Origin of the sequence: Pseudomonas sp. YQ_5, assembly GCF_043103305.1 — a bacterium.
Classification (GTDB): Bacteria; Pseudomonadota; Gammaproteobacteria; order Pseudomonadales; family Pseudomonadaceae; genus Aquipseudomonas; species Aquipseudomonas putida_Y.
The window spans coordinates 58,508-83,917 of the sequence record NZ_JBICJS010000065.1; the positions used below are offsets into that span (position 1 = coordinate 58,508).

The window sequence follows — 25,410 nt, forward strand, 5'->3', positions numbered from 1 at the left end:
GAGGCCGGTGCCACAGCCCGGCCTCTTCCACGAATTTCCAGTCCGAAGCCAGGTTCCCTGTGCGGCGGGCTTTCGCGCGTCACCACTTTGTAATGTTTTTGTCACACGGGACCGCTAGGGTGTGCGCATGAATGATCTGGCCAATTCCAACATGACCCAAAACTCCCAGCCCGTGCGCATTGATTTCAATACGCCCGAGTTGCAACGCAAGCGTCGCATGCGCGCGCTCAAGGACCGCCTGACCCGCTGGTATGTACTGGTAGGCGGGCTTGCCGTATTGGCGGCAATCACGTTGATCTTCTTCTACCTGGCCTATGTGGTGTTGCCACTGTTCCAGGGTGCCGAGCTGACCAGCAAGAAAGCCCTGGAGCCGACATGGCTGCAGCAGGATGCCGGCAAGCCACTGATGATCGCGCTTGAAGAGCAGAATCAGGTGGGGATGCGTGTTTCGGACAAGGGCCAGGCATTGTTCTTCGATACCAAGACCGGTAACGAACTCAAGCGTGTCGATCTGGCAGTGCCGGCGGACACCCAGGTTACTTCCATCAGTACTGACCAGCCGGGCAGCGCGCTGGTGGTACTGGGCTTGTCCAATGGTCAGGCCCTGGTGTTCCACCACACCTACAAGATCACCTACCCGGACAACAAGAAAACCATCACCCCAGGCATCGATTACCCGTACGGCGAGCAATCGTTCGTGCTCGACGAGCAGGGGCGTGCGCTGGACCATGTCAGCGTCAACGTCAATGGGGACACCCTGCTGCTGGCCGGCTCTACTGGTGCTCAGTTGCAGGTGGTCGAGCTGACCCGCACGGAAAACATGATGACCGAAGAGGTCACCACCGAGCAGAACCGCATCGAACTGCCGCAAATGACCGAAACGGTGAAGAATATCTTCATCGACCCACGCCAGCACTGGCTGTACGTGATCAACGGTCGCGCCACGGCCGATGTGTTCAGCCTGCGCGACAAGAGCCTCAATGGCCGTTATAAGCTGTCTGAAAGCGCCGACACCGAAATTACCGCCACCGCCCAGCTGGTTGGTGGCATTTCGCTGATCATCGGTGACTCCAAGGGGGGGCTGGCCCAATGGTTCATGGCCCGTGACCCGGATGGAGAATCGCGCTTCAAGCAGATCCGTACCTTCCAGATGGGCAAGGCACCGATCGTGCAGATCGACGCCGAAGAGCGCCGCAAAGGCTTCATCGCCTTGGACGCCGAAGGCAAACTGGGCGTGTTCCACAGCACTGCACACCGAACCCTGCTGGTTGAGCAGGCTGCCGAAGGCCCTGGCACCCTGGCCCTGTCGCCACGCGCCAACCGAATCATTATCGAAGAAGGCGGCAAGTTGTTGCCGTTGAGCCTGCGCAACCCGCACCCGGAGGTTTCGTTCAGCGCGCTGTGGGGCAAGGTGTGGTACGAGAACTATGACGAGCCGAAATACGTCTGGCAATCGACTGCTTCGAACACTGACTTCGAGCCCAAGCTGAGCCTGTCGCCGCTGACCTTCGGTACCTTGAAGGCCGCGTTCTACGCCATGATCCTGGCCGCCCCGCTGGCCATTGCCGCAGCCATCTATACCGCCTACTTCATGGCCCCGCGCATGCGTCGCAAGGTCAAGCCGGTGATCGAGCTGATGGAAGCGATGCCGACGGTGATCCTTGGCTTCTTCGCCGGCCTGTTTTTGGCCCCGTACCTGGAAGGCCACTTGCCCGGTGTGTTCAGCCTGTTCCTGCTGATGCCGATCGGTATCCTGCTGGCCGGCTTTGTCTGGAGCCGGTTGCCGGAGTCGATCCGCCTGCGTGTACCGGATGGTTGGGAAGCGGCGATCCTGATTCCGGTCATCCTGTTCACCGGCTGGTTCGCCCTGACCATGAGCCCGCATCTGGAAAGCTGGTTCTTTGGCGGCGACATGCGCCTGTGGATCACCAACGACTTAGGTATCACCTACGACCAGCGCAACGCCCTGGTAGTCGGTATCGCCATGGGCTTCGCGGTCATCCCGAACATCTACTCGATTGCCGAAGATGCCGTGTTCAGTGTGCCGCGCAGTCTGACCCTGGGCTCGCTGGCCTTGGGCGCGACGCCTTGGCAGACCCTGACCCGTGTGGTGATCCTTACCGCCAGCCCGGGCATCTTCTCGGCGCTGATGATCGGCTTGGGCCGTGCGGTCGGCGAGACCATGATCGTGCTGATGGCCACCGGCAACACACCGGTGATGGAGATGAACCTGTTCGAGGGCATGCGCACCCTGGCCGCCAACGTGGCCGTGGAAATGCCGGAATCGGAAGTCGGTGGCAGCCACTATCGCGTGCTGTTCCTGGCCGCCCTGGTGCTGCTGATGTTCACCTTCGTCATGAACACCTTGGCCGAGCTGATTCGCCAGCGTCTGCGCAAGAAATACTCGTCGCTTTGATAGAAAGGTAGCGATCCGTGAAAAAGGATTCCCTCAAAGGCTGGTTCAAGAGCGGCGCCCCAGGCGTCTGGATGAGCGGCGGCGCGGTGGCCATGGCCGTGATCATGACCGTCGGCCTGCTGGCGGTGATCGCCGTGCGCGGCCTGGGCCACTTTTGGCCAGCCGATCTTGTCCAGGCCACCTACAAGGTGCCGGGCCAGGCCGATCACGTCGTCATTGGCGAAGTGGTGCAGAAGGAGGAAGTACCCCGGGCTCGTCTGAAGGGGGCTGGCCTGCCGGTGCCTGACCAAGGCCCGGAGTTCATGACCCGGGAGCTGATCAAGGTGGGTAACCGCGACCTCAATGGTAGCGACTTCACCTGGGTGGTCGGCGACTGGCTGGTCGATGAACAGCACCCGGCCGACCTGATGGCCCTGGAGCGCCGCGAGTGGGGCAATTTTTACGGCTACCTGGTCAGCGTCAAGGAAGAGGGCCGCGTAGTCGCCGAGGGGCCTGCCGCCTGGAACGAACTGCAGGTCCGTCTCAAACGCGCCAACCAACTCAACAACGAGCTGCAAAGCCTCGAGAAGAAGGACATCGGTGCCATCAACCATGGCCTCGAGCGCCTGCGCTTGCAGGCGCGCAAGCTGGAGCTGGACGGCAAGCTGGATGCCGCTGCACAGGCCGACATGGACGCCGACCGTGCCGAACTGAATAGCCGCTACAAGGCCATTGAAGACCGCCTGACCGGCCTGCACCAGGCCTTTGCCCGTGACAGCCTGGTGGCCCGCGATGCCAACGGCCGAGAAGTGGAAATCAACCTGAGCAAGGTGGTGCATGCCATCCGGCCGAACGCGATGTCGGGCTTTACCAAGCTGGGCAGCTACTTCACCAAAGTGTGGGAGTTCCTCAGCGAAGACCCGCGTGAAGCCAACACTGAAGGCGGTATCTTCCCGGCCATATTCGGTACCGTGATGATGACCCTGATCATGGCCGTGATCGTCACCCCGTTCGGCGTGCTGGCTGCTGTGTACCTGCGTGAATACGCCAGACAGGGCCCGGTCACCCGGCTTATCCGCATTGCGGTGAACAACCTGGCCGGTGTTCCTGCGATCGTCTACGGTGTGTTCGGTCTGGGTTTCTTTGTCTACGTACTGGGTGGCTCGATCGACCGCCTGTTCTTCCCGGAAGCACTGCCGGCGCCGACGCTGGGTACTCCAGGCCTGCTGTGGGCATCGCTGACCCTGGCATTGCTGGCGGTGCCGGTGGTGATCGTGGCCACCGAAGAAGGCCTGGCGCGTATCCCGCGCACCGTGCGTGAAGGCTCGCTGGCGCTGGGCGCAACCAAGGCCGAGACCCTGTGGAAAATCGTCCTGCCCATGGCCAGCCCGGCCATGATGACCGGCATGATTCTCGCCGTGGCCCGTGCCGCCGGCGAAGTGGCGCCGCTGATGCTGGTGGGTGTGGTGAAGCTGGCGCCGTCGCTGCCCGTGGATGGTAACTACCCGTACCTGCATCTGGACCAGAAGATCATGCATCTGGGCTTCCACATCTATGACGTCGGCTTCCAGAGCCCGAACGTAGAAGCCGCGCGGCCGCTGGTATATGCCACTGCGTTGCTGCTGGTGCTGGTGATCGCGACTCTCAACCTCTCTGCCGTGTGGATCCGCAACCACCTGCGCGAGAAGTACAAGGCGCTGGACAGCTGACCCTGATTGCAAGCGTGCCGCCCGTAAGCCGGGCGGCCCTTTGAAACGAATTGATAGCGTATGGAGTTGACCATGCAGCAAGATTCCCACACCCATGGCATCGACATGTCTGCCTTGGGCCGCAACAAGCAGAGCCTGCGCCTGGCTGAAGAAACCGTGGCCATCGAAGTGCCGGGCCTGAGCCTGTTCTATGGCGACAAGCAAGCGCTGTTCGACGTACAGATGAACATCCCAAAGCAGCGTGTGACCGCCTTCATCGGCCCGTCCGGCTGTGGCAAGTCGACCCTGCTGCGTACCTTCAACCGGATGAACGACCTGGTTGACGGTTGCCGTGTGGAAGGTGCCATCAACCTGTATGGCAACAACATCTACCGCAAGGGCGAAGACGTTGCCGAACTGCGCCGGCGTGTGGGCATGGTGTTCCAGAAGCCGAACCCGTTCCCCAAGACCATCTACGAGAACGTGGTCTACGGCCTGCGCATCCAGGGCATCAACAAGAAGCGCGTGCTTGATGAAGCAGTCGAGTGGGCATTGAAGGGCGCGGCCTTGTGGGATGAAGTCAAGGACCGCCTGCACGAGTCGGCGCTGGGCCTGTCCGGTGGCCAGCAGCAGCGCCTTGTCATCGCCCGCACCATTGCCGTGGAACCAGAGGTGCTGCTGCTTGACGAACCGTGCTCGGCGCTGGACCCGATCTCGACCTTGAAGGTCGAAGAACTGATCTACGAATTGAAATCCAAGTACACCATCGTCATCGTGACCCACAACATGCAGCAAGCGGCGCGTGTTTCGGACTACACCGCGTTCATGTACATGGGCAAGCTGGTCGAATTCGGGGATACCGATACCCTGTTCACCAACCCGGCGAAGAAGCAGACTGAAGACTACATCACCGGTCGCTACGGCTAAGCGCCGCTCGCGAAACAGGCACCTCGGTGTCTGGCACCGGCGTTGCCGGTGTTCGCGAGTGAACCCGCTCCTACAGGGCCGCGCTACCAAAGGACAAAAAGATGATCAACAAAGATAGCCTTACCCATCACATTTCCCAGCAGTTCAACGCCGAGCTCGAAGAGGTGCGTAGCCACCTGCTGGCCATGGGCGGGCTGGTGGAAAAGCAGGTCAACGACGCGGTTACCGCGCTGATCGAAGCCGACTCTGGTCTGGCCCAGCAGGTGCGCGAGGTCGATGAGCAGATCAACCAGATGGAGCGCAACATCGACGAGGAGTGCTTGCGCATCCTCGCTCGCCGACAGCCGGCGGCCTCCGACCTGCGCCTGATCATCAGCATTTCCAAGTCGGTGATCGACCTGGAACGCATCGGTGACGAGTCGACCAAGATCGCCCGCCGCGCCATCCAGCTGTGCGAAGAGGGCGAGTCGCCGCGTGGTTATGTCGAGGTGCGCCACATTGGCGACCAGGTGCGCAACATGGTCCGTGATGCGCTGGACGCCTTTGCCCGCTTCGACGCCGACCTGGCGCTGTCGGTGGCCCAGTACGACAAGACCATCGACCGCGAGTACAAGACCGCGCTGCGTGAGCTGGTGACCTACATGATGGAAGACCCGCGCTCTATCTCGCGGGTGCTGAGCGTGATCTGGGTGCTGCGCTCGCTGGAGCGTATTGGCGACCATGCGCGCAACATCTCCGAACTGGTGATCTACCTGGTGCGCGGCACCGATGTGCGCCACATGGGGCTCAAGCGCATGACGGCAGAGGTGCAGGGCACTGCAGTGGCCAACGGTGAAAAGGCTAATGTTCCGGGCGAATCTGACGATAAGTAAGGTTGCTCCCGAGCATCGACGCCCGGCCTTGGCCGGGCGTTTTCGTTTGCGGTCGAGAGCCGGCAGGCACCCGCGAACGATGTGAAGAAGTCCCGGCGTGACCAGGTTGTAGCAAGTGGCCATCATTGGCAGTAGGCTAGACGGGATTCATAAGGAGTATCGATGAGTAAAGTGAATGTGCTGGTCGTGGATGACGCCCCGTTTATCCGTGATCTGGTCCGCAAGTGTTTGCGCAATGCCTTCCCGGGTATGGCCATCGAAGACGCGGTCAACGGTCGCAAGGCCATGGTCATGCTCGGTAAGGAAGCGTTCGACCTGGTCCTGTGCGACTGGGAGATGCCGGAAATGTCTGGCTTGGAACTGCTGACCTGGTGCCGTCAGCAGCCTGCACTGAAGAACCTGCAGTTCATCATGGTGACCAGCCGTGGCGACAAGGAAAACGTCATTCAGGCGATCCAGGCGGGCGTTTCCGATTTTGTAGGCAAGCCGTTCACCAACGAGCAACTGCTGACCAAGGTAAAGAAAGCCCTGACCAAGATCGGCAAGCTCGACAGCCTGATGGCCATCGGCCCGGCGCGAGCCAACTCGGCGTTTGCCAACGATTCGTTGAACGCGCTGACTGCGGGTAAGCCGGAAGCGGTCAAGGTTGCGGCGCCAGCGCCAGCGTCGGCCAAGCCTTTGGTCGCGGCTCCCGCACCGGCTGCCCCCGCGCCAAGCGGCCGTGGCCAGGGCCAGTTGCGCCTGGCCAGCGGCACGCAGCCATGCGTGATCAAGGCGTTGAGCCTGAAAGAGGCACTGCTGGTGGTACGCCGCAGCGAAGCGCTGCCACAGGTGCTGGAAGGTGCGGTGCTGGACCTGGAGCAGGGCGAAAGTGCCGAAGTCGCTCGCCTGAATGGCTACCTGCATGCTGTCGCGGCGCTGGAGCCAAAACCTGACAGTGACTGGTTACAGTTGACGTTCAAGTTTGTCGACCAGGATGCCCAGAAGCTCGACTACCTTTCTCGATTGATCGCACGCGGCACTGCGCAGAAGCACTTCACCCCTGGTGCCTGACCCGGCCCCGCGCCATGCTTTTGGCAGGGGCAGCACAAGGCTGCTCCTGCCAAAAGCCTGCCTCGCCCCATCCGACCAACTGCAATACCGACCGTAAAACCCGCTGCTAGGCTTCGACAGATCATAACTGTCAAAAAGCCACTATCATGCCCGCCCGCCTGCTGCTGTTCTGTGCATTACTCATGGCCTCAGCGTCGAGCCAGGGCGTGACGCTCTACAAGATCACCGACGATTCCGGTGTCATCTCCTATTCTGACCGGCCTGGCCCCGGCGCCAAGCCCTTGGTGCTGCGCGAGCCCATGGTCGAAACGCTCGAAGGCCAAGTGCGGCTGAATGCGAAAACCTTCGACGGTGGTGTGAGCTTTTCCGCACGTAACGAGCTGCACGTGCCGGTCGAGGTAGAGTTGCGGCTGGACAACCTGGTCAACGCACAAGGCGGCGATGCCCCGCGTATCGTGCGCCGGCTGCTGCCGCCGCGCAGCACGCAGATGCTCAGTGTGCTCAGGGGGCGGCCCGGGCTGCTGCTGAACTACCGTTCGACCCTGCTGCAGGCCATGGGTGACCCGGGCAAGCGGCCCCAGGGCTTCCGCTATGCGTTCCCGTGGATTGGCGGGCCGTTCCGCGTCACTCAAGGCCCCAATGGCCGCGTCAGTCATTTTGGACCCAAAGGGCGCTACGCCATGGATATCGCCATGCCCGAAGGCACCACCATCATCGCCGCGCGGGAAGGGGTGGTGGTGAAGACGGAGAACAGCCAGAGCGGGCGCGGCCCAAACCCCTCGGGAAACTTTGTCAGGATTTTGCACCCGGATGGCACCATGGGCGTATACCTTCACCTGATGCGCGGTTCGGTGGTGGTGGCGGAGGGGCAACGGGTACGGCAGGGCCAGATGCTGGCCAAGTCGGGCAATACCGGCAACAGCACTGGGCCGCATCTGCATTTTGTGGTGCAGCGCAATGTGGGGTTGGCGCTGGAATCGATACCTTACCGCTTCGCCAGGCCGATCAGCGGGATGCCGGATTTCACTGCCGGCAACCCCTGACCGATTGGGCCATCAATCCAGCTTCAGCACCTTGGCCAGTACGATCTTGGGCCCTTTCATCTTCTTGATGATAATGCGTAGCCCTTCGACCTCCAGCGCTTCCTCTTCTTCAGGCACGCGCTTGAGCGTCTCGTAGATCAGACCGGCCAGGGTTTCCGCCTCGATGTGGTCAAGGTCGATACCCAGCAGGCGCTCGACCTTGAACAGCGGGGTGTCCCCGCGCACCAGCAGCTTGCCCGGCTGGTAGGCGAGAATGCCTCGCTCGGTCTTGCGGTGCTCGTCCTGGATGTCGCCCACCAGCACTTCCAGCACGTCTTCCATGGTCAGGTAACCGATCACCTTGCCATCGGCCTCTTCTACCAGTACGAAGTGCGCCCCGCCCTTACGGAACTGCTCCAGCAACTGGGCCAGGGGCATGTGCCGCGACACGCGTTCGAGTGGCCGGGCAAGGTCCTCCAGGTCGATGGTCTCTGGCAAGTGCTCCAGCTCAGCCAGCTCCAGCAGCAGGTCCTTGATGTGCAGCAGGCCGGTGAATTCTTCGCGCTCGGCGTCGTATACCGGGTAGCGGCTGAACTTGTGGCGGCGCACCAGAGCCAGGATCTGCTTCAGAGGCGCATGGGCGTCGATGCTGATCATGTCCTCGCGCGAGTTGGCCCAGTCGACCACTTCCAGCTCGCCCATTTCCACGGCCGAGGCCAGCACGCGCATGCCTTGGTCGCTTGGGTCCTGACCACGGCTGGAGTGCAGGATCAGCTTGAGCTCTTCGCGGCTGTAGTGGTGTTCGTGGTGCGGGCCAGGCTCGCCCTGGCCGGCAATGCGCAGGATGGTGTTGGCACTGGCATTGAGCAGGTAGATGGCCGGGTACATTGCCCAGTAGAACAGGTAGAGCGGCACCGCAGTCCACAGCGACAGCAGCTCTGGCTTGCGGATGGCCCAGGACTTGGGTGCCAGCTCGCCGACCACGATGTGCAGGTACGAGATGACGAAGAAGGCGACGAAGAACGAGATCCCCTTGACCAGCTCGGCGCTGTCCACGCCGAAATAGGCCAGCAATGGCTCCAGCAGGTGGGCGAAGGCGGGCTCACCCACCCAGCCCAGGCCCAGCGAGGCAAGGGTGATACCCAACTGGCAGGCTGACAGGTAGGCGTCGAGCTGGTTGTGAACCTTGCGCAGGATGTTGCCGCGCCAGCCGTGCTTCTCGGCGATGGCCTCCACGCGTGTGGCGCGCAGCTTGACCATGGCGAACTCCGCAGCAACGAAGAAGCCGTTGAGCAGCACCAGCAGGAAGGCAAAGATGATCATGCCGAAATCGGCGAATAACGAGGTGAGGCTGATACCAGAGGAAGGGTCCATGATGGAGTTTTTACGGGGTCCGTCTTTGAGATAGAGAGAAAAAAAGTGCCAGCTTTTGCTGGCACGGGGAATCCAATGTAGCGGCTGGGGCCGCAAAAGCAAAGGGCAGCGGATTTATTGCGGTCCCTGCGGGAGCGGGCGGGCCCGCGAAGGGCTGCGCATCAGCGCCAATCTCAAGCCTTTTCGTTGGCCAATTGTGCTGGCGCAAAGTGACAGGTAAAGGTGCTGCCATGCCCCGGTACACTGCTGATTTCCAGCTTGCCGCGGTGGCGCATCAGCACATGCTTGACGATTGCGAGCCCCAGCCCGGTACCGCCGGTATTCGATGCACGGCTGGAGTCTACCCGGTAGAAACGCTCGGTCAGGCGTGGCAAGTGCTTGGCATCGATACCCACCCCCGAGTCCTGTACCGACAGGTGTGCGCCCTGGGCATCGGCCCACCAGCGGATGCGGATGTTGCCTTCGTCCTGGGTGTACTTGACTGCATTGAACACCAGATTGGAAAAGGCACTGCGCAATTCCGACTCGCTGCCCTTCAGCTTCACGCCGGGCGCAGCTTCCAGGCTGATGTGCTGGTTGCGCGGCCCGGACAGGGCCTGGGCGTCGTTCTTTATGGCGGCGAGCAGGGCATCGACTGCCACCGGCTGGTTGTCCGATGGGTAATCGGTGGCTTCCAGTTTGGCCAGTAGCAACAAATCGTTGAGCAGGGTTTGCATGCGCGAGCCTTGCTGGCTCATCTGCTGCAGGGCGCGGCTCCACCGCGGGTTCACGTCTTCGACGTTGTCCAGCAGGGTTTCCAGGTAGCCGGTGATTACCGTCAGCGGTGTGCGCAGCTCGTGGGACACGTTGGCGACGAAGTCCTTGCGCATCTGTTCCAGCTGGTGGATGCGGGTGACATCGCGCACCAGCATCAGGTGTTCATTGTTGCCGTAGCGGGTGATGTGCAACTGCACGCGCATGCGGTCATTGATCGGCGAAGGGATTTCCAGCGGTTCGAGGTAGTTTTCTGCCTCGAAGTACTCTTTGAAGAGCGGGTGGCGCACCAGATTGGTCACCTGCTGGCCACCGTCCTGTGGTGTCTTGAAGCCCAGCAGGGTCTCGGCAGCGCGGTTCCACCATTCCAGGTTGCCGTCGCTGTCGAGCATGATTACCGCGTCACGCAGCGCGGCGGTGGACTCCTGCACCCGGTCGATCACTGCCTGCAGGCGGCCCCGCACGCGCTGGTCGCGGCGTTGCAGGTGGTAGATGCTATCGAATACCTCGCCCCACAGGCCGTAGCCATCGGGCGGTGCTTCGTCGGGTTGGTGATTGCGCAGCCAGTCGTGCAAGCGCAGCAGTTGCTTGAGGGTCCAGCCCAGATAGAGCGCCAGGCCAATGGCCAGGCTCCAGCCGTAGTAGCCGCTTACCAGTCCGCCGATCAGGCAGATGGTAATCAGCAACAGCAGATGGCGAATCAGGGTTGCGTGCCAGTTCTGGTTCAATTGACGGTCCTTGTACAACGACGTGCAGCTTGGCGCTCTGGAACTCGATCAGCTCTTGGTCGAGAAGCGGTAGCCAGTGCCCCGGACGGTTTGTACCAGATTCTCGTAAGCTTCACCCAGTGCCTTGCGCAAGCGACGGATGTGCACGTCGACGGTACGTTCCTCGACATAGACGTTGCCGCCCCACACCTGGTCCAGCAGTTGGCCTCGGGTATAGGCGCGTTCCTGGTGGGTCATGAAAAACTGCAGCAGGCGGTATTCGGTCGGGCCCATCTCGGCCGGCTTGCCGTCGATGGTCACGCGGTGGCTGATCGGATCGAGCAGCAGGCCACCGACCTCGATCGGCGCTTCGCTATCGCTCGGGCCAGTGCGGCGCAGCACGGCTTTCAGTCGCGCGACCAGTTCACGCGGCGAGAACGGTTTGGTGATGTAGTCGTCGGCGCCCACTTCCAGGCCCTGGATCTTGTTGTCCTCTTCACCCTTGGCGGTGAGCATGATGATCGGGATATCACCGGTCAGCTCGTCGCGCTTCAGGCGGCGGGCCAGCTCGATGCCGGAGGTGCCCGGCAGCATCCAGTCGAGCAGGATCAGGTCCGGTTTGCGGTCGACGATGATCGCATGGGCCTGTTGCGAGTTTTCCGCTTCCAGGCAGTCATAGCCGGCCATTTCCAGGGCAACGGCGATCATCTCGCGAATGGGCGCTTCGTCGTCGACGATCAGAATGTTCCTGCCTACCATGCTCAAAACCTCTCCTGGATTCGGTGTCTTGGCCCGCATTAGATAACGGAATTATTGCAGCTGTGTGACAGGGTGTTGGCCGTTCTGGCGACATTCCGTGACTGAACTAGGCTACAGAGGGCCGCTTTAATGGCAACCCGAACTCATTTCCCCCCGAAACAATGGTGAATCCAATGACACGACATACGCTGAGCTGGATGGCCCTTTTCACTGCGCTGGCGCTCCCGGGGGTGGCGTTGGCCCACCATGCCATGGAGAAGGACGGCATGTGGGTCGATCATGCCGGCATGACCCTGTACACCTTCGACAAGGATGCGGGTGGCAAGTCGATGTGCAATGGCGATTGCGCCAAGAACTGGCCACCGTTGATGGTCAAGAAAGAAGACGAAGCACCGAAGGATAAATGGACCCATGTAACGCGTGACGACGGTTCGATGCAGTGGGCTTACGACGGCAAGCCGCTGTATACCTTCATCAAGGACAAGAAGGCCGGGGACATGACCGGTGACGGCGTGAAGGACGTCTGGCACGTTGCCAAGCCTTGAGATAGCCGGGGCTGCATAGCAGCCCCAAACTACTCAGCGCAGCGCGTAATCCAGCACTACCCCGATAAACACCAGCAACCCAGCCCAGTGGTTGTGCAGAAATGCCTTGAAGCACGATTCCCGGTCCAGCTTGCGCGTTGACCAGTATTCCCAGGCAAAGCACGCCGCCGCACCCAGCAACCCAAGGTGGAACCAGCCACCCAGGTCGAAGCGGCCACCGGCCAGCAACAGGCAGCCCAGCGACAGCAGCTGCAGGGTCAGGATGATGCTGCGATCGGCGTCGCCGAACAGGATCGCGGTCGATTTCACGCCAATCTTCAGGTCGTCATCGCGGTCGACCATGGCGTAGTAGGTGTCATAACCCACCGTCCACAGCAGGTTGGCGATATACAGCAGCCAGGCACTGGCCGGCAGCTCGCCACCGGCCGCCGTGAACGCCATCGGAATGCCCCACGAATACGCCGCCCCCAGCACCACCTGCGGGTAGTAGGTGTAGCGCTTCATGAACGGGTAGCAGAACGCCAACGCCACCGCCCCGAACGACAGCCAGACGGTGCGGCTGTTGGTGCACAGCACCAGCAGGAAACTCACTCCTACCAGAATCGCGAACAGTGTCAGCGCCTCGCGTGGCCGCACTCGGCCACTGGCCAAGGGTCGATCGGCGGTACGCTTGACGTGCCCGTCCACCTTGCGGTCGGCAAAGTCGTTGATGCAGCAGCCGGCCGCGCGCATCAGCACCACACCAAGGCCGAAAATGAGCACATTGGCCAGGGTTGGTGACCCGTTGCCGGCAATCCACACTGCCGACAGGGTCGGCCACAACAGCAGGTAGATGCCTATCGGTCGGTCCATGCGGCTGAGCTGGAGGAAGTCCCAGGCCCGTGGGTGCAGGCGGTTGAGCGACTTGAGCAGTTGCAGGTACATCAGCGGTTTTCCTCCTTGGCCGCTTGCCACAATGCCGGCAGGAACACTTCTGCCACCAGCAGGTCCAGGCCGTTGCGCTCGAAGCGCGAGCGGCGGCCCCAAAGCGCCGCATGTGCTGCTTCGGACGGCAGCCAGGCCTGTGGGTAACTGCACACTTCAAGTGGATGACGGATGAACGCCTGGTCGCAGAACAGCAACTCGCCCAGCGAGCGGCTGCCCAAGCTTTCCAGGTCCAGACCACCACGTTCCAGGGCGCTGCGGCTGGCCACGCTGCGGGCGAATACCCAAGGTTGGCCATGGCCGCGCAGGTACACTTCGCGCACCCAGCCTTCGGAACCGGCAGCGATGCCCAGCGCTTGGCATTCGTCATCGCGCAGCGGCTGCCAGCCCTCGAACAGCGGGGTGACGGAAAAGTGATCAATGGACAGACGGGTCAGGCGGCGGGTCAGCGAGCCCTCGTCGAACAGCCAGTCTAGGGTGGGCTGGTCGATGTCGGTCGCCAGTTGTGAATACGGCAGCCACGCGACAGCGGCTGCTTGCGGGGATTCGTACGACACGTCGGTATGCTTTGTTACTGCCAGAGAGGCGGCGAGCTTAGCATGATTGCCCCAACTGCTTGCATACTGCCGGCAGGGCCGCTACAAAGCCCCCACGCATTGCGTGCTGGCCCCGTTCGCGGGCAAGACCGCCAGGCCTTCGCGGTCGCTGCAGCAGCGGGCTTGCCCGCGAAGTGGCCATCAGCAGCACAAGCCCCAGCCTGAACCGAGGAAATAGACCTGATGAAAAAGTGGCAATGTATTGTCTGTGGCCTGATCTACGACGAAGCCGAGGGCTGGCCCGACGACGGCATCGCCCCCGGCACCCGTTGGGAGGATGTGCCTGAAGACTGGCTGTGCCCCGACTGTGGCGTCGGCAAAAGCGACTTTGAAATGATCTCCATCGGTTAATCGAGGAAAGCACGACATGACGTCCCCTGTGGTAATCATCGGTACCGGCCTTGCGGGCTACAACCTGGCCCGTGAATTTCGCAAGCTCGATGCGCAGACGCCGCTGTTGCTGATCACCGCCGACGATGGTCGTTCCTACTCCAAGCCGATGCTTTCCATGGGCTTTGCCAAGCAGAAGGACGCCGACGGCCTGTGCATGGCTGAGCCGGGCGCCATGGCCGAGCAACTTAATGCCGAGATCCGCACCCATACCCGCATCAGCGGCATCGACCCGGGGCACAAGCGGCTGTGGATCGGCGAAGAGGCCGTGGAGTACCGCGACCTGGTGCTGGCCTGGGGGGCGCAGACCGTGCAGGTGCCGATCGAGGGTGATGGCGGCCATCTGGTGTTCCCGATCAACGACCTGGAAGACTACGCGCGCTTCCGTGCGGCCGCCGCTGGCAAGCAGCGTGTGCTGATCCTCGGTGCCGGTCTGATCGGCTGCGAATTTGCAAACGACATGAGCCTGGGCGGCTTCGAGGTCGACGTTGTGGCTCCGTGCGAACAGGTCATGCCGACCCTGCTGCACCCGGCCGCTGCGGCGGCAGTGCAGGGTGGGCTGGAGAGCCTGGGTGTGCGCTTCCACTTGGGGCCGGTGCTGACCCGCCTGCAGCAGGTGACCCAAGGCTTGGAGGCACACCTGTCGGATGGCCGCGTGATCGTCTGCGACTTGGTGGTTTCGGCCATCGGCCTTCGCCCACGTACCGACCTGGCTGCCGCGGCCGGCCTGCAGACCAATCGTGGCGTAAGCGTAGACCGCGAGCTACGTACCTCACACGCCAACATCTTCGCCCTTGGCGACTGTGCCGAAGTCGATGGCATCAACCTGCTGTATGTGATGCCGCTTATGAGCTGTGCCCGGGCGCTGGCGCAAACCCTGGCCGGCAAGCCGACGGCCGTTTCCTACGGGCCGATGCCGATCACCGTGAAAACCCCAGCCTGTCCGCTGGTTGTCTCGCCAGCGCCACAGGGCTGCGAAGGCATCTGGCAGGTAGAGGGGCAGGGCAGTGACCTCAAGGTGCTCTGCCTAGATGCCGACGGCAAGCTGCTGGGCTACGCCCTCACTGGAGCGGCGGTGATGGAGAAGCTGGCGCTGAATCGTCAGTTGCCAGCGGTTATGGCGTAAATAGCGCGCGTTCTGTCGGATTTATCCTGTTGTTGCCTGCACAATGGCCGCCCAGATACTGGCGCGGCCCCTGAGCTCGTGCCATTCTCACTCCCGTCTGCCGCAGATTAGAGCCTGCGGTGCCTTGAGCGCTGCTCCCAGAGGCAGCACGGCATAACAACAAGAATTCCGTCAAAGAGGCTTCACTATGCGCAAACCAGAACTCGCCGCCGTCATCGCCGACAAGGCTGACCTGACCAAGGAAAAGGCCAATCAGGTTTTGAACGCGATTCTCGACAGCATCACCGGTGCCCTGGACAAGGACACCGTGACCCTGGTCGGTTTCGGCACCTTCGAAAAACGTCATCGGGGCGCGCGTACCGGCAAGAACCCGCAGACTGGGGAGCCGGTCAAGATCAAAGCCAGCAACACCGTGGCCTTCAAGCCAGGCAAGAACCTGCGCGATGAAGTTAACGAAGCCAAACCTGCCAAGAAGGGCAAGTAATCGCTCCCTGGCAACCCAGTTTCAGCCAAGCGGGCGCCCCGGGGCGCCCGTTGTGCTTTCTGCAGGCAAGATGCTTCTAACTTGCGTAAATAGTTCTGGAAAAGGATAGACTGCGCGCCTTAGTCACTTTTCGTTCGAGGCGCGTTGATGAAGTTCCGCTTTCTTCTCTGGGCCATGGGGCTGTTGATGGCCAGGGCCAGCCGTAATAACCCCGCTTTCCAGCAGCAGCTCAAAGGCAAGAACCTGGTATTCCAGATGCAAACCCTGGACGGCAAGGTCGCCCGGCACTTCATCGTCGAGAACGAGCGCATCAGCAGCAAGGGCGGCGCGCACCCCCAGCCGGCGTTCGCCATTGCCTTCAAGGACGCTGCCTACGGCTTCGCCACCATGCAGGCGGGTAACAAGCAGCTGGCGTTCATGCAAGGGATTCAGGACAAGCACATCCAGATCAAGGGCAACCCGGCGTTGGTGATGTGGTTTCAGGGGTTGATGAAATACCTGAAACCGAAGAAGAAAGGTTGAAACCCGCCGGGGATGCTGTGGGAGCGGGCGTGCCCGCGAAACAAGCGACGCGGTGCATGGCACCGGCTTCGCCGGTATTCGCGGGCAAGCCCGCTCCCAGGGATTGCGCCAGCTTTTAGAAGTTGAGCAAGACAGTTGCTCCCACAGGGTATGCGTTAATGGCTTAATGCGGTGCGTGGAACTGCGAGGCCAGCTCACGCAACAGGTTCTCGGCTTCGAGCACCTTGTTCACCACATCCTCGGCCTTGTCCCGGGTAATGCTCAGGCGTTCCAGCAGCTCGTCAGGAATCTCTTCCTGCGGCCCTGAGCCTATGCCTCGCGAGCGCAGCAGACGGGTGGCCAGGCACACCAGGTTGGGGAACGCGAAATATTCGCCTTCGTAGGCCGGGTCGTGCTGAAAGCGCAAGGCAGTCGACAGCTCTTCCGGCATGTCCCACAGCTTCATCAGCCAGGTACCTATCTGTTCGCGGCTGATGCCCAGCAGGTGTTGTTCCACGTAGGTGTGGTTCAGATGCGGGTTGACCTCAAGGTGGCGGCAAATCAGCGAGAAGTGCGGCGGGAACACATGCGCCAGCAGCAGATAGCCGAAGTTGTGCAGTAGCCCGGCCAGGTAGGTCAGCCCGGCCTCGGGGCGTTCTGCGCGAGGCATGGCGCGGGTCAGGCCTTCGATGATCGCGGCGGTGTAGATCGACTGTTGCCAGTAGGGCGTGGCCTGCTGTGGGTGGTCTTTTGGCAGGCTCAAGGTCTTGCCCAGCGCCAGGCCCAGGGCCAGGTTGATCACCAGGTCGAAACCCAGCACACGCACGATGGCGTCTTCCACCGAGCGAATCTTGCCCGGCGAACCATAGTAGGGCGATGCGGCCCAGCTCACCACCTGTGCCGCCAGCGCCGGGTCGGTTTCGACCACACCGGTGATATCGTCGATGCTGGCGTTGGGATCTACCCGCAGCTTGATGATCTTCTGCGCGGTGTCGGCGAGCGGCGGAATTTCGATGGTTTCTTCCAGGCGCTTCTGAATGCGTCGGGCGGTGAAGGCCTGGACGGCATTGGTGATTTCTCGGGTGTCGTCATCGGGGCGGTCGAGGTTGGGGCTGATCGCTTCGACTTGCTGGCCGAAGCTGCTGGCGCTGGCCTTGGCCAGCATGCGCTTGAAGTGCGCGCGTTCGATTTCCAGCAACAGGCCGGCTTCGCCGGACTGGATAAAGACAGTTTCGGCGTCGAGCAGGGCCTTTTCGTACTGACATGGCGAACTGGTCAGCGCCGGGATGCCCGGCAGCGCCTTGAGGTGGTGCTTGTCGAGCATCTGCTTCAGTCGCGGTACCGAGACGGCGGTCAGCTTGCGCCCGGTCAGCTCGGCCAGGCGGTTGAGGTCCAGCAGGTGGCTCTGCGGGAACAGCACCATGAGGGCGCCGACCTCGTCGTCGAGAAGGACAGCCTGCACCCGCGAAGCCGCAGGCAGGTGCGGGTGTTCGACCACCTGGCGGTAGGGCACGCCAAGTTTGTCGAGCAGCAGCCTGATGACGGAGGGGGCGTGTGGGGTTGCGGTGTCCAGGGCAACTTCAGTCATGGTCCGTATCCACTGATTCTTTTAAACGCGAAGTATAACCAGCCTGCGAGCAAATCTGGATCCATTCTGGGACTGGCGTCACACTTGGCCATATTGTTGGCCATGGCGCAGCCAGCGGTCCAGCAGCGGGCTGACGTGTTCCGGCCAGCGTGATACCAGGGCCTGAGCCGCATCGCGCACGGCCGGCAGCAGGTCCGCGTCGCGCATCAGGTCGGCGACCTTGAACTGCAGCAGACCGGTCTGGCGGGTGCCGAGCATCTCGCCCGGGCCACGCAGTTCAAGGTCTTTTTCGGCAATGATGAAGCCGTCGTTGGTTTCGCGCATGATCCCCAAGCGCTCGCGGCCAACCTGCGACAGCGGCGGGTGGTACAGCAGCACGCAATGGCTCACGGCGCTGCCCCGACCAACCCGGCCACGTAGCTGGTGCAGCTGCGCAAGGCCCAGGCGCTCGGGGTTCTCGATGATCATCAGGCTGGCGTTGGGCACGTCCACGCCCACCTCGATGACCGTGGTGGCGACCAGAAGCTGCAGGTTGCCAGCCTTGAACTCGGCCATGATCTCGGCTTTTTCCGCCGGCTTCATGCGCCCGTGGATCAACCCTACCCTCAGCTCGCCAAGCGCGCTGCCAAGCTCCTCGTAAGTGCTTTCGGCGGCCTGGCAGGTGAGTTCTTCGGACTCTTCGATCAGCGTGCATACCCAGTAGGCCTGGCGCCCCTCGGCGCAGGCGGCGCGTACCCGCTCGACCACTTCGAAGCGGCGGCTGTCGGCCACCAGCACGGTGTTCACCGGCGTGCGCCCTGGCGGCAATTCGTCGAGCACCGAAGTGTCCAGGTCGGCGTAGGCGCTCATGGCCAGGGTGCGCGGAATAGGCGTGGCGGTCATGATCAGCTGGTGCGGGCACAACTCGCCGGCCACGCCCTTCTTGCGCAGGGCCAGGCGTTGCTGCACGCCAAACCGGTGCTGTTCGTCGATGATCGCAAGGGCCAGGTGCTTGAACCTCACTTCCTCCTGGAACAGCGCGTGGGTGCCGACCACCATGGGTGCACCGTTGGCGATCTGCTCCAGGGAAGCGGCCCGGGCCTTGCCCTTGAGTTTGCCGGCTAGCCAGGCGACTTCGATGCCCAGCGGTTCCAGCCAGCGCCTGAAGGTAATGTAGTGCTGCTCGGCGAGGATCTCGGTGGGTGCCATCAATGCCACCTGATAGCCAGCCTCCAGCGCCTGCAACGCGGCCAGTGCAGCGACCACGGTCTTGCCGGCACCCACGTCGCCCTGCACCAGGCGCATCATCGGTTCGTGCTGGCTAAGGTCGTAGGCAATTTCGTTGGCTACCCGCTGCTGCGCGCCGGTCGGCTGGAAACCCAGGTTGGCCAGGTACTGCGCCTGCAGGTGCGTGGCCTTGGGCAGTACCGGCGCACGCAGGCTGCGCAGGCTTTCGCGCAGGCGTTGCTGCGACAGCTGGTGGGTCAGCAACTCTTCGAAGGCCAGGCGGTGCTGGGCCCAGTGCTGGCCTTCGGCGAGCTCGTCGAGGTCGGCGTCGGCCGGCGGGTTGTGCAGGTAGCGTATGGCTTCGTCCAAGGGTGCCAGCTGGTAGTCCCGGGCAAGTTCGTCAGGCAGCCAGTCGGGCAGGCTGCGCGGGCCAAGCAGGGCAAGGCTCTGCTGGCACAACAGGCGCAGGCGTTGCTGGGTAAGACCTTCGGTGGACGGATAGATCGGCGTCAGGGTCTGTTCCACCGGTGGCGGCGGCTCGCTGCCGTTCAGCGCGCGGTACTCCGGGTGGTAGATCTCCAGGCCGGAAGCGCCGGGGCGGGCTTCTCCATAGCAGCGCAGGTGGGTGCCCCGCTTCAGGCCCTCCTTCTGCGCGTTGCTGAAGTGGTAGAAGCGCAATGTCAGTACACCGCTGCCGTCGCCCAGGCGCACCACCAGGCTGCGGCGCTTGCCCATGGTCACATCGGTACCACTGACCACACCCTCGATAACCGCATCCTGGCCCGGACGCAGCTGGCCGATTGGCACCACGCGCGTGCGGTCCTGGTAGCGCAGGGGCAGGTGGAACAACACGTCCTGCAGGTTTTCCAGGCCGACCTTGGCGAGTTTCTCCGCCATTGCCTCGCCCACACCTTTCAGTACTGTGACCGGGACCTTCGACAGCTCACTCATGACTCAGGCCGGTTGTTCCGCAGGGTTTTTGGCGACCGAGCACAGGCGGATCGAATCGGCGAGGATCTCGATGGCCTTTGGCCGCGGGAAACTGGCGCGCCAGGCGATGGCTACCGTGCGGAATGGTGCCGGTGCCGTCAGCGGGCGCACTTCGATGACGCCGGGGGCGTAGTGATGGCTGTGCACGGCCGACAGCGGCAGGATCGATACGCCAAGGCCCGAAGCCACCATGTGACGGATGGTTTCCAGCGAGCTGGACTCGACCGTGGTGTGCCTTGAGCCTTCACCCCCCTTGTTCAGGGTAGGGCAGGCTTCCAGTACCTGGTCGCGGAAGCAGTGGCCCTCACCGAGCAGCAACAGGCTCTTGTCGTTGAGCATGGCAGTGTCGATGGTCTTCTTCGCCGTCCATGGGTGGTCGGCAGGCATCAGGGCGCAGAACGGTTCGTCGTAGAGCGGTAGCGTCAGCACGTCGGCTTCGTTGAACGGCAGGGCGATGATCACCGCGTCCAGTTCGCCGTTGCGCAGCTTTTCGCGCAGTACGTGGGTGAAATTTTCTTCGATGTACAGCGGCATTTGCGGCGCCACGCGGTGCAGCTGCGGGATCAGGTGCGGGAACAGATAGGGGCCGACGGTGTAGATGGCGCCGACCTTGAGCGGGGCGGTCAGCTGATTCTTGCCGGCCTGGGCCAGTTCACGAATGCCTTGGGCCTGCTCCAGTACCTTCTGCGCTTGGGCGACGATGCTTTCGCCGACCGGGGTCAGACGTACTGCGCTTTTGCTGCGCTCGAAGATCAGAACGCCAAGCTCGTCCTCGAGCTTCTTCACACCGACCGACAGGGTTGGTTGGCTCACGTGACAGCGCTCGGCGGCATGGCCGAAGTGCTGTTCCTGGGCGAGTGTGACGATGTAGCGTAATTCGGTGAGGGTCATAACGTGCGTCCATGAAGTTGCGGGCCCAGCATAGCGGCTGCAATCGATAGACGCACGTTATCAGACTTGCCGAATTGTGACAGAAGCAAAAGTCTCAGCGGCGGTCCAGTGAGTAGACGAACGGTGCCACGACTTCAATCGTGCCATTGTTCAGCAACTCGGGTGGCGGCTTGGGTACCTTGCCGGCCCGACGGATCATTTCCAGGGTCGCCCGATCGAGTGAGGCACTGCCTGAACCACCGGCCATGGAGTACGACACGACCTTGCCTTCGGCGTCGACCACGAAGCGCAGGCGGTTCATGCCTTGCAGGCCGCGACGGCGCGCGTCTTCCGGGTAGCGCTTGTACTTGGCCAGGTGGCGCAGCAGATCGCTCTGCCAGGTTGGCAGGGCTTTGCTGTTGGACGCAATGCTCGGAGCCGGTGCCGCGGACTTCTGCGGTGGCGTGTTGCTGGGCGGTGCGTCCACCGTTTGCTCGGTGGGTGGCGCTTCCTTCGGCGGCTCAGGCTTTTTCTCGGGCTTGGGCGGCTGGGGCTTGGCCTTCGGCTTGGGCGGCTTGGGGATGGCGATCTTGGGCTTGGGCGCTTCTGCCAGCTTCGGCAACGGTGGTTCCTCGACCGGGGCCGGTGGCTGCGGAGCTGCCTTTGGGGGTGGTGGTGGCGCAGGCTCCGGCAACGGTGCCAGTTCGACCATCATCGCTGCCGGGGGCAGCTCGATGGCCTGGGGCACCGACCAGTTGAGCGTCAGCAGCACGGCGACCACGTGCACGCCCAGCACGATCGCCAGGCTGCCACCGTAGCGCGCCATGTTAGAGCGCGTTTTCATCATTTCTTGGCTGCCGTCTCGAGACCTACCAGACCGACTTTCAGGTAGCCGGCCGCGCGCATGTTGTTCATCACTTCCATCAGGTCGCCGTAATCTACGCCTTTGTCAGCCTGGAAGAAGATGGTGGTTTCCTTGTCACCCTTGGTCTTGGCGTCGAGCATCGGGCCAAGCTGGTCGGGTGCAGCCACCTGGTCGTCGCCGACATACAGCTTCTGGTCGGCCTTGACGCTGACGAACACCGGTTTCTCTGGCCTTGGCGCCGGTTTGGCGGTTGAGGCCGGCAGGTCGACCTTGATGTCGACCGTGGCCAAGGGAGCGGCGACCATGAAGATGATCAGCAGCACCAGCATCACGTCGATGAACGGCGTAACGTTGATTTCGTGGTTTTCGGCGAGGTCGTCGCCACCTTCGTTGAGATGCAGGCCCATGGCTTACCCCACTTTCACCATGTGCGGGGCGGCGCGCTCGCTGCCCTGGTGGTCCAGATCACGGCTGACCAGCAGCAGTACCTGGGCGGAGGCATCGGACACCTGCGCCTTGTAACCGGCAATGGAGCGGGCGAAGACGTTGTAGATGACCACGGCCGGGATTGCCGCGACCAGGCCCAGGGCAGTGGCCAGCAGCGCTTCGGCGATACCTGGGGCAACGACGGCCAGGTTGGTGGTCTGGGTCTTGGCGATGCCGATGAAGCTGTTCATGATGCCCCATACGGTACCGAACAGGCCGACGAACGGCGCGGTGGAACCGATGGTTGCGAGGACGCCGGTGCCGCTGCTCATGGTGCGGCCGCTGGCATGTACCAGGCGCTCCAGACGGAAGCTGACGCGCTCCTTGATGCCTTCTTTTTCGCGAGCGTTAGCCGAAAGGCGCATCTCTTCGAGGGCATCGTGGACCAGGGTATGGGCCAGGGTGCCTTCCTTGTTGGAGACTTCGCTGGCTTCTTTCAGGGTGGTGGACTTCTTCAGCTGAGCGATTTCACCACGCAGGCGGCGCTTGGCGCCCATCAGCTCGAAGCCTTTGGCAATCCAGATGGTCCAGGTGATGATGGAGGCGATGGCCAGGCCGATCATGACGATCTTCACCACGATGTCGGCGTTCTTGTACATGCCCCATGGGGACAGGTCATGGGCCATGCCCAGCGAGGTGTCTTCGACCAGGGCTTGAACGCTCGGGTCTGCTGCGGCCGGTGTATCTGCCGGGGTGGTGGCAGTGGCACCAGGCGCAGGCGCGTCGACCGGGGCAGCAGCGGGTGTGGCCGGGGCAGTTGCAGCAGCAGGCGTGGCGGCGTTGGTGGTTGGCTCATCGGCCATGGCCACCGGGGCCAGCACCAGGCTGAGTGTCAGCGCGGCGATGGCGCGCCAGGCGCGCGACGGGGTTGGCGAAGCGGAAGGTTGAGTACGTGTCATGCTGGCCGGACCTGATGAAGAAAAAAGTGAGCGTTCTCCAAGGCCTCGATGCAGGCCGAGAACAATTTGGCGGCCATTATTGCAAGTAATTCTTGTTAACAAAAGTAATATTGTAGCTTTTTTCGCCTATGGTCTAGCCGCCCATCGTGTAGCGTGGCCAGGCTGATCAATTGGTCTAGGGGAGTTTAGAGATGTCAGACCTTTCCGTGATGGTGGTGGGTTGTGGTGATGTGGGTGGGCGTCTGGCCAGGCAGATGTTGGCTAAAGGCTGGAAGGTGAGCGGCCTGCGCCGTTCTGTCGATCAGCTGCCCGCTGGGGTTCAGCCGGTTGCCGCAGACTTGGCCGAACCGTCGATGCCGTCGGCCTGGCCACAGGGCGCGCTGGATTACCTGGTGTACTGCGTGGCGGCCAGCCAGCACGATGAGGCGGGTTACCAAGCAGCCTATGTTGATGGCTTGCGCCATGTATTGGCCTGGTTGGCCGAGCGTGGTCAGCGCCCGCGTCGCCTGTTGTTCGTCTCCAGCAGCAGCGTGTATGCGCAGAAGGATGGCGAGTGGGTAGAGGAGGGCGCTGCCACCGAGCCTGAGGGCTATTCCGGGCGAGTGATGCTGGAGGCTGAGCGGTTGGCACTGGCCAGCGGCATCCCGGCGAGCGTGGTCCGCCTGACCGGTATCTATGGCCCAGGGCGCGAATGGTTGCTGAGCCAGGTGCGTCAGGGTTACCGCGTAGCCGAGGAGCCGCCGCTGTATGGCAACCGCATTCATGCCGAAGATGCCGCCAGCCTGCTGGCTTTTCTGCTGCAGGCCGATGCTGATGGCAAGGTGCTGGACGACTGCTACATTGGCGTTGATGACGACCCCGCGCCGCTGGCCGACGTGGTGGCCTGGCTACGGGCGTATATGGGGGTTACCGAATGGTCCGATGAGCAGCGGGTGCGGCGTACTGGCAGCAAGCGCTGTAGCAATGCCCGGGCGCGGGCGCTGGGCTGGGCGCCTGTATATCCGAGCTACAGGGAAGGCTACGCCGCGATTCTGGCAGGAAAAGCCTAGCTGGCAGGTGGCGCGTTCCCTTGTTGGAGCAACTGTCGTGCTCAATTTCTAAAAGCTGGCGCGATCCCTGTGGGAGCGGGCTTGCCCGCGAACACGGGCGAAGCCCGTGCCATCCACCGTGGTGTCTTCTTCGCGGGTAAACCCGCTCCTACAGGGGCCGCGCATCATCTCAGGTGCGCTCCAGCGTCCACTGACGCTTGCCGGCTGCCAGCTCCGGCATTTCATCCGGCTGCGCACGGTTCACTGCCTGGAAAATCTCCAGTTTGTCGCCATCGCGCTTGATGATGAACGGTGCACCGCGCTGGTTGCGCTCCAGCCACAGGCTGTCATTGCTGCCACCCATGGTCGCACAATCACCCGCCAGGCACAGGGCGAAGCGGTCCGGCCCGGGTAGGCCGGTGACGTTGCCGGTGTCGCTGAAGCGCACGCTGGCACCTTTGCCCTGGCCTTCGACGATCTTCCAGTTACCACCCAGGTAGGCCTGGTACAGCGCCTTCTCGAAGCTGCTGCCCAGTGGTGCATTGGCTGTCGCCGGCACCTTGGCGCGCACGAAGGTTTGCTTGGCGCCACTTTGGTCGACGGCCAGCAGCTCGTCGCCATCGAGCGAAAGCTGCTCGGTCTGGCCGCCATGGAAACGGGCCTGCCATTGCTTGTCATTGGCGCTCAGCTGGCCGTCAGCGGCCTCGAAACCATTGCTATAACTGGCTTGCTGATTGGCCACGTCGAGCTTCCACTCGAACACTGGGCCATGCTCATTCAGGGCCTGGCGCAGGCTGCCGGCTTTGACCGCCGCAGTGATGGCTTCCTGGTTGATCCAGATGCCGTTGAAGTCTTCGGGTTTGTGGCTGGTGCAGCCGCCCAGTAGCAGGGCTGCCAGCGCGAAGGGCAGTGCTTGACGCATGACGGGGTAACCTTGCGGAGTAAGAAGGGTGACGGGCAGGGGCCCGTCACCAGGGCATCATTCGATGACCAGGATGGCGTCCATTTCGACCTGAGAGCCTTTTGGCAGCGCGGCAACACCGATGGCGGCGCGGGCTGGGTAGGGCTGTTCGAAGTAGCGGCCCATCACCTCGTTGACCTTGGCGAAGTGGCTCAGGTCGGTGAGGAAGATGTTCAGTTTCACGATGTCCTTGAACGAACCGCCAGCGGCTTCAGCCACGGCCTTGAGGTTCTCGAACACCTGCACGGTCTGGGCCTCGAAGCCTTCGACCAGTTCCATGGTCTTCGGGTCCAGAGGGATCTGGCCCGACATGTACACGGTGTTGCCGGCCTTGATCGCCTGCGAGTAGGTGCCGATGGCGGCAGGGGCCTTGTCGCTGTTGATGACGGTTTTGCTCATGA

General features: G+C 62.4%; 25 protein-coding genes. 12 read left to right on the top strand and 13 right to left on the bottom strand.

What is annotated here, in order from left to right; genetic code table 11:
• The first annotated feature begins 127 nt into the window (after nt 1-127).
• From ACF8EA_RS15830 to ACF8EA_RS15855, 6 genes are all read left to right on the top strand, one after another.
• Nucleotides 128-2,416: an ABC transporter permease subunit gene (locus tag ACF8EA_RS15830; RefSeq protein WP_021785272.1), complete on the top strand. Its 2,289-nt coding sequence runs from the start codon at nt 128-130 to the stop codon at nt 2,414-2,416.
• Nucleotides 2,417-2,487: 71 nt separating this feature from the next.
• Complete coding sequence (gene pstA, locus ACF8EA_RS15835) at nt 2,488-4,104, top strand: phosphate ABC transporter permease PstA (RefSeq protein WP_392522595.1); 1,617 nt, start codon at nt 2,488-2,490, stop codon at nt 4,102-4,104.
• A 72-nt stretch (nt 4,105-4,176) separates the two neighbouring features.
• Complete coding sequence (gene pstB / locus ACF8EA_RS15840) at nt 4,177-5,010, top strand: phosphate ABC transporter ATP-binding protein PstB (protein WP_021785270.1); 834 nt, start codon at nt 4,177-4,179, stop codon at nt 5,008-5,010.
• Nucleotides 5,011-5,111: 101 nt separating this feature from the next.
• Entirely contained in the window at nt 5,112-5,882 is a 771-nt protein-coding gene (gene phoU / locus ACF8EA_RS15845) for a phosphate signaling complex protein PhoU (RefSeq protein ID WP_021785269.1), read from the top strand.
• A 162-nt stretch (nt 5,883-6,044) separates the two neighbouring features.
• Nucleotides 6,045-6,935, top strand: coding sequence for a response regulator (locus ACF8EA_RS15850; protein ID WP_021785268.1), 891 nt, complete (start codon nt 6,045-6,047; stop codon nt 6,933-6,935).
• A 146-nt stretch (nt 6,936-7,081) separates the two neighbouring features.
• A complete protein-coding gene (locus tag ACF8EA_RS15855) occupies nt 7,082-7,978 on the top strand; it encodes a peptidoglycan DD-metalloendopeptidase family protein (RefSeq protein ID WP_392522577.1) in 897 nt (298 codons plus the stop codon).
• 12 nt (nt 7,979-7,990) lie between these two features.
• On the opposite strand, the gene ACF8EA_RS15860 is transcribed toward ACF8EA_RS15855, so the two are convergent.
• From ACF8EA_RS15860 to phoB, 3 genes are all read right to left on the bottom strand, one after another.
• The gene (locus ACF8EA_RS15860; RefSeq protein WP_392522579.1) at nt 7,991-9,331 is read right to left on the bottom strand and encodes a hemolysin family protein; all 1,341 of its coding nucleotides are present in this window, start codon (nt 9,329-9,331) and stop codon (nt 7,991-7,993) included.
• 173 nt (nt 9,332-9,504) lie between these two features.
• Nucleotides 9,505-10,812, bottom strand: a complete 1,308-nt coding sequence (phoR, locus tag ACF8EA_RS15865) for a phosphate regulon sensor histidine kinase PhoR (protein WP_330508757.1) — start codon at nt 10,810-10,812, stop codon at nt 9,505-9,507.
• A gap of 48 nt (nt 10,813-10,860) precedes the next feature.
• On the bottom strand, nt 10,861-11,550 hold the full coding sequence (phoB, locus tag ACF8EA_RS15870) for a phosphate regulon transcriptional regulator PhoB (RefSeq protein WP_003253341.1): 690 nt from the start codon (nt 11,548-11,550) through the stop codon (nt 10,861-10,863).
• A gap of 173 nt (nt 11,551-11,723) precedes the next feature.
• On the opposite strand from phoB, the gene ACF8EA_RS15875 reads away from it, so the two are divergent.
• Entirely contained in the window at nt 11,724-12,095 is a 372-nt protein-coding gene (locus ACF8EA_RS15875) for a hypothetical protein (RefSeq protein ID WP_176682902.1), read from the top strand.
• 33 nt (nt 12,096-12,128) lie between these two features.
• Here the strand turns inward: ACF8EA_RS15875 and ubiA are convergent, their stop codons facing one another.
• Nucleotides 12,129-13,019 (bottom strand): 4-hydroxybenzoate octaprenyltransferase, encoded by an 891-nt coding sequence (gene ubiA / locus ACF8EA_RS15880; RefSeq protein WP_392522581.1) that lies wholly within the window; start codon nt 13,017-13,019, stop codon nt 12,129-12,131.
• Nucleotides 13,019-13,576, bottom strand: coding sequence for a chorismate lyase (locus tag ACF8EA_RS15885; RefSeq protein WP_021785263.1), 558 nt, complete (start codon nt 13,574-13,576; stop codon nt 13,019-13,021). The genes ubiA and ACF8EA_RS15885 overlap by 1 nt, the downstream gene beginning before the upstream one ends.
• 222 nt (nt 13,577-13,798) lie before the next feature.
• On the opposite strand from ACF8EA_RS15885, the gene ACF8EA_RS15890 reads away from it, so the two are divergent.
• The 4 genes from ACF8EA_RS15890 (at nt 13,799) to ACF8EA_RS15905 (ending at nt 16,137) form a co-directional block, all read left to right on the top strand.
• Nucleotides 13,799-13,966, top strand: coding sequence for a rubredoxin (locus ACF8EA_RS15890; protein WP_003253349.1), 168 nt, complete (start codon nt 13,799-13,801; stop codon nt 13,964-13,966).
• Nucleotides 13,967-13,982: 16 nt separating this feature from the next.
• Nucleotides 13,983-15,131: an NAD(P)/FAD-dependent oxidoreductase gene (locus tag ACF8EA_RS15895; RefSeq protein WP_021785262.1), complete on the top strand. Its 1,149-nt coding sequence runs from the start codon at nt 13,983-13,985 to the stop codon at nt 15,129-15,131.
• A gap of 187 nt (nt 15,132-15,318) precedes the next feature.
• Entirely contained in the window at nt 15,319-15,615 is a 297-nt protein-coding gene (locus tag ACF8EA_RS15900) for an HU family DNA-binding protein (RefSeq protein WP_021785261.1), read from the top strand.
• A 147-nt stretch (nt 15,616-15,762) separates the two neighbouring features.
• Nucleotides 15,763-16,137, top strand: a complete 375-nt coding sequence (locus ACF8EA_RS15905) for an SCP2 sterol-binding domain-containing protein (protein WP_021785260.1) — start codon at nt 15,763-15,765, stop codon at nt 16,135-16,137.
• A 163-nt stretch (nt 16,138-16,300) separates the two neighbouring features.
• Here ACF8EA_RS15905 and ACF8EA_RS15910 read toward each other — a convergent pair whose 3' ends face one another.
• The 6 genes from ACF8EA_RS15910 to exbB form a co-directional block, all read right to left on the bottom strand.
• A complete protein-coding gene (locus tag ACF8EA_RS15910) occupies nt 16,301-17,704 on the bottom strand; it encodes an aminoacyl-tRNA deacylase and HDOD domain-containing protein (RefSeq protein ID WP_135192434.1) in 1,404 nt (467 codons plus the stop codon).
• A 78-nt stretch (nt 17,705-17,782) separates the two neighbouring features.
• Entirely contained in the window at nt 17,783-19,861 is a 2,079-nt protein-coding gene (gene recG / locus ACF8EA_RS15915; protein ID WP_275966556.1) for an ATP-dependent DNA helicase RecG, read from the bottom strand.
• 3 nt (nt 19,862-19,864) lie between these two features.
• Nucleotides 19,865-20,791, bottom strand: coding sequence for a hydrogen peroxide-inducible genes activator (locus tag ACF8EA_RS15920; protein WP_012274839.1), 927 nt, complete (start codon nt 20,789-20,791; stop codon nt 19,865-19,867).
• A gap of 94 nt (nt 20,792-20,885) precedes the next feature.
• Nucleotides 20,886-21,617, bottom strand: a complete 732-nt coding sequence (locus ACF8EA_RS15925) for an energy transducer TonB (protein ID WP_021785257.1) — start codon at nt 21,615-21,617, stop codon at nt 20,886-20,888.
• Nucleotides 21,614-22,042, bottom strand: a complete 429-nt coding sequence (gene exbD / locus ACF8EA_RS15930) for a TonB system transport protein ExbD (RefSeq protein ID WP_003253367.1) — start codon at nt 22,040-22,042, stop codon at nt 21,614-21,616. The genes ACF8EA_RS15925 and exbD overlap by 4 nt, the downstream gene beginning before the upstream one ends.
• A 3-nt stretch (nt 22,043-22,045) precedes the next feature.
• Nucleotides 22,046-23,020, bottom strand: a complete 975-nt coding sequence (exbB, locus tag ACF8EA_RS15935) for a tonB-system energizer ExbB (protein ID WP_021785256.1) — start codon at nt 23,018-23,020, stop codon at nt 22,046-22,048.
• A 191-nt stretch (nt 23,021-23,211) separates the two neighbouring features.
• Here exbB and ACF8EA_RS15940 point away from each other — a divergent pair, with 191 nt between their 5' ends.
• Nucleotides 23,212-24,069: an SDR family oxidoreductase gene (locus tag ACF8EA_RS15940; protein WP_274147885.1), complete on the top strand. Its 858-nt coding sequence runs from the start codon at nt 23,212-23,214 to the stop codon at nt 24,067-24,069.
• A gap of 169 nt (nt 24,070-24,238) precedes the next feature.
• Here ACF8EA_RS15940 and ACF8EA_RS15945 read toward each other — a convergent pair whose 3' ends face one another.
• A complete protein-coding gene (locus ACF8EA_RS15945; RefSeq protein WP_392522584.1) occupies nt 24,239-24,970 on the bottom strand; it encodes a hypothetical protein in 732 nt (243 codons plus the stop codon).
• A gap of 57 nt (nt 24,971-25,027) precedes the next feature.
• The gene (locus ACF8EA_RS15950) at nt 25,028-25,408 is read right to left on the bottom strand and encodes a RidA family protein (protein WP_003253379.1); all 381 of its coding nucleotides are present in this window, start codon (nt 25,406-25,408) and stop codon (nt 25,028-25,030) included.
• Nucleotides 25,409-25,410: the final 2 nt, after the last annotated feature.

Excerpts from the sequence above, each read along its gene's own strand:
- pstB (WP_021785270.1), top strand. The coding sequence starts at position 4,177 with ATGCAGCAAGATTCCCACACCCATGGCATCGACATGTCTGCCTTGGGC.
- ACF8EA_RS15830 (WP_021785272.1), top strand. The coding sequence starts at position 128 with ATGAATGATCTGGCCAATTCCAACATGACCCAAAACTCCCAGCCCGTG.
- phoU (WP_021785269.1), top strand. The coding sequence starts at position 5,112 with ATGATCAACAAAGATAGCCTTACCCATCACATTTCCCAGCAGTTCAAC.
- ACF8EA_RS15940 (WP_274147885.1), top strand. The coding sequence starts at position 23,212 with ATGTCAGACCTTTCCGTGATGGTGGTGGGTTGTGGTGATGTGGGTGGG.
- ACF8EA_RS15850 (WP_021785268.1), top strand. The coding sequence starts at position 6,045 with ATGAGTAAAGTGAATGTGCTGGTCGTGGATGACGCCCCGTTTATCCGT.
- exbD (WP_003253367.1), bottom strand. The coding sequence starts at position 22,042 with ATGGGCCTGCATCTCAACGAAGGTGGCGACGACCTCGCCGAAAACCAC.
- ACF8EA_RS15945 (WP_392522584.1), bottom strand. The coding sequence starts at position 24,970 with ATGCGTCAAGCACTGCCCTTCGCGCTGGCAGCCCTGCTACTGGGCGGC.
- exbB (WP_021785256.1), bottom strand. The coding sequence starts at position 23,020 with ATGACACGTACTCAACCTTCCGCTTCGCCAACCCCGTCGCGCGCCTGG.
- ACF8EA_RS15890 (WP_003253349.1), top strand. The coding sequence starts at position 13,799 with ATGAAAAAGTGGCAATGTATTGTCTGTGGCCTGATCTACGACGAAGCC.
- pstA (WP_392522595.1), top strand. The coding sequence starts at position 2,488 with ATGAGCGGCGGCGCGGTGGCCATGGCCGTGATCATGACCGTCGGCCTG.
- ACF8EA_RS15950 (WP_003253379.1), bottom strand. The coding sequence starts at position 25,408 with ATGAGCAAAACCGTCATCAACAGCGACAAGGCCCCTGCCGCCATCGGC.
- ubiA (WP_392522581.1), bottom strand. The coding sequence starts at position 13,019 with ATGTACCTGCAACTGCTCAAGTCGCTCAACCGCCTGCACCCACGGGCC.
- ACF8EA_RS15855 (WP_392522577.1), top strand. The coding sequence starts at position 7,082 with ATGCCCGCCCGCCTGCTGCTGTTCTGTGCATTACTCATGGCCTCAGCG.
- ACF8EA_RS15905 (WP_021785260.1), top strand. The coding sequence starts at position 15,763 with ATGAAGTTCCGCTTTCTTCTCTGGGCCATGGGGCTGTTGATGGCCAGG.
- ACF8EA_RS15860 (WP_392522579.1), bottom strand. The coding sequence starts at position 9,331 with ATGGACCCTTCCTCTGGTATCAGCCTCACCTCGTTATTCGCCGATTTC.
- ACF8EA_RS15875 (WP_176682902.1), top strand. The coding sequence starts at position 11,724 with ATGACACGACATACGCTGAGCTGGATGGCCCTTTTCACTGCGCTGGCG.
- recG (WP_275966556.1), bottom strand. The coding sequence starts at position 19,861 with ATGAGTGAGCTGTCGAAGGTCCCGGTCACAGTACTGAAAGGTGTGGGC.
- ACF8EA_RS15925 (WP_021785257.1), bottom strand. The coding sequence starts at position 21,617 with ATGATGAAAACGCGCTCTAACATGGCGCGCTACGGTGGCAGCCTGGCG.
- phoB (WP_003253341.1), bottom strand. The coding sequence starts at position 11,550 with ATGGTAGGCAGGAACATTCTGATCGTCGACGACGAAGCGCCCATTCGC.
- ACF8EA_RS15910 (WP_135192434.1), bottom strand. The coding sequence starts at position 17,704 with ATGACTGAAGTTGCCCTGGACACCGCAACCCCACACGCCCCCTCCGTC.
- ACF8EA_RS15895 (WP_021785262.1), top strand. The coding sequence starts at position 13,983 with ATGACGTCCCCTGTGGTAATCATCGGTACCGGCCTTGCGGGCTACAAC.
- ACF8EA_RS15920 (WP_012274839.1), bottom strand. The coding sequence starts at position 20,791 with ATGACCCTCACCGAATTACGCTACATCGTCACACTCGCCCAGGAACAG.
- ACF8EA_RS15900 (WP_021785261.1), top strand. The coding sequence starts at position 15,319 with ATGCGCAAACCAGAACTCGCCGCCGTCATCGCCGACAAGGCTGACCTG.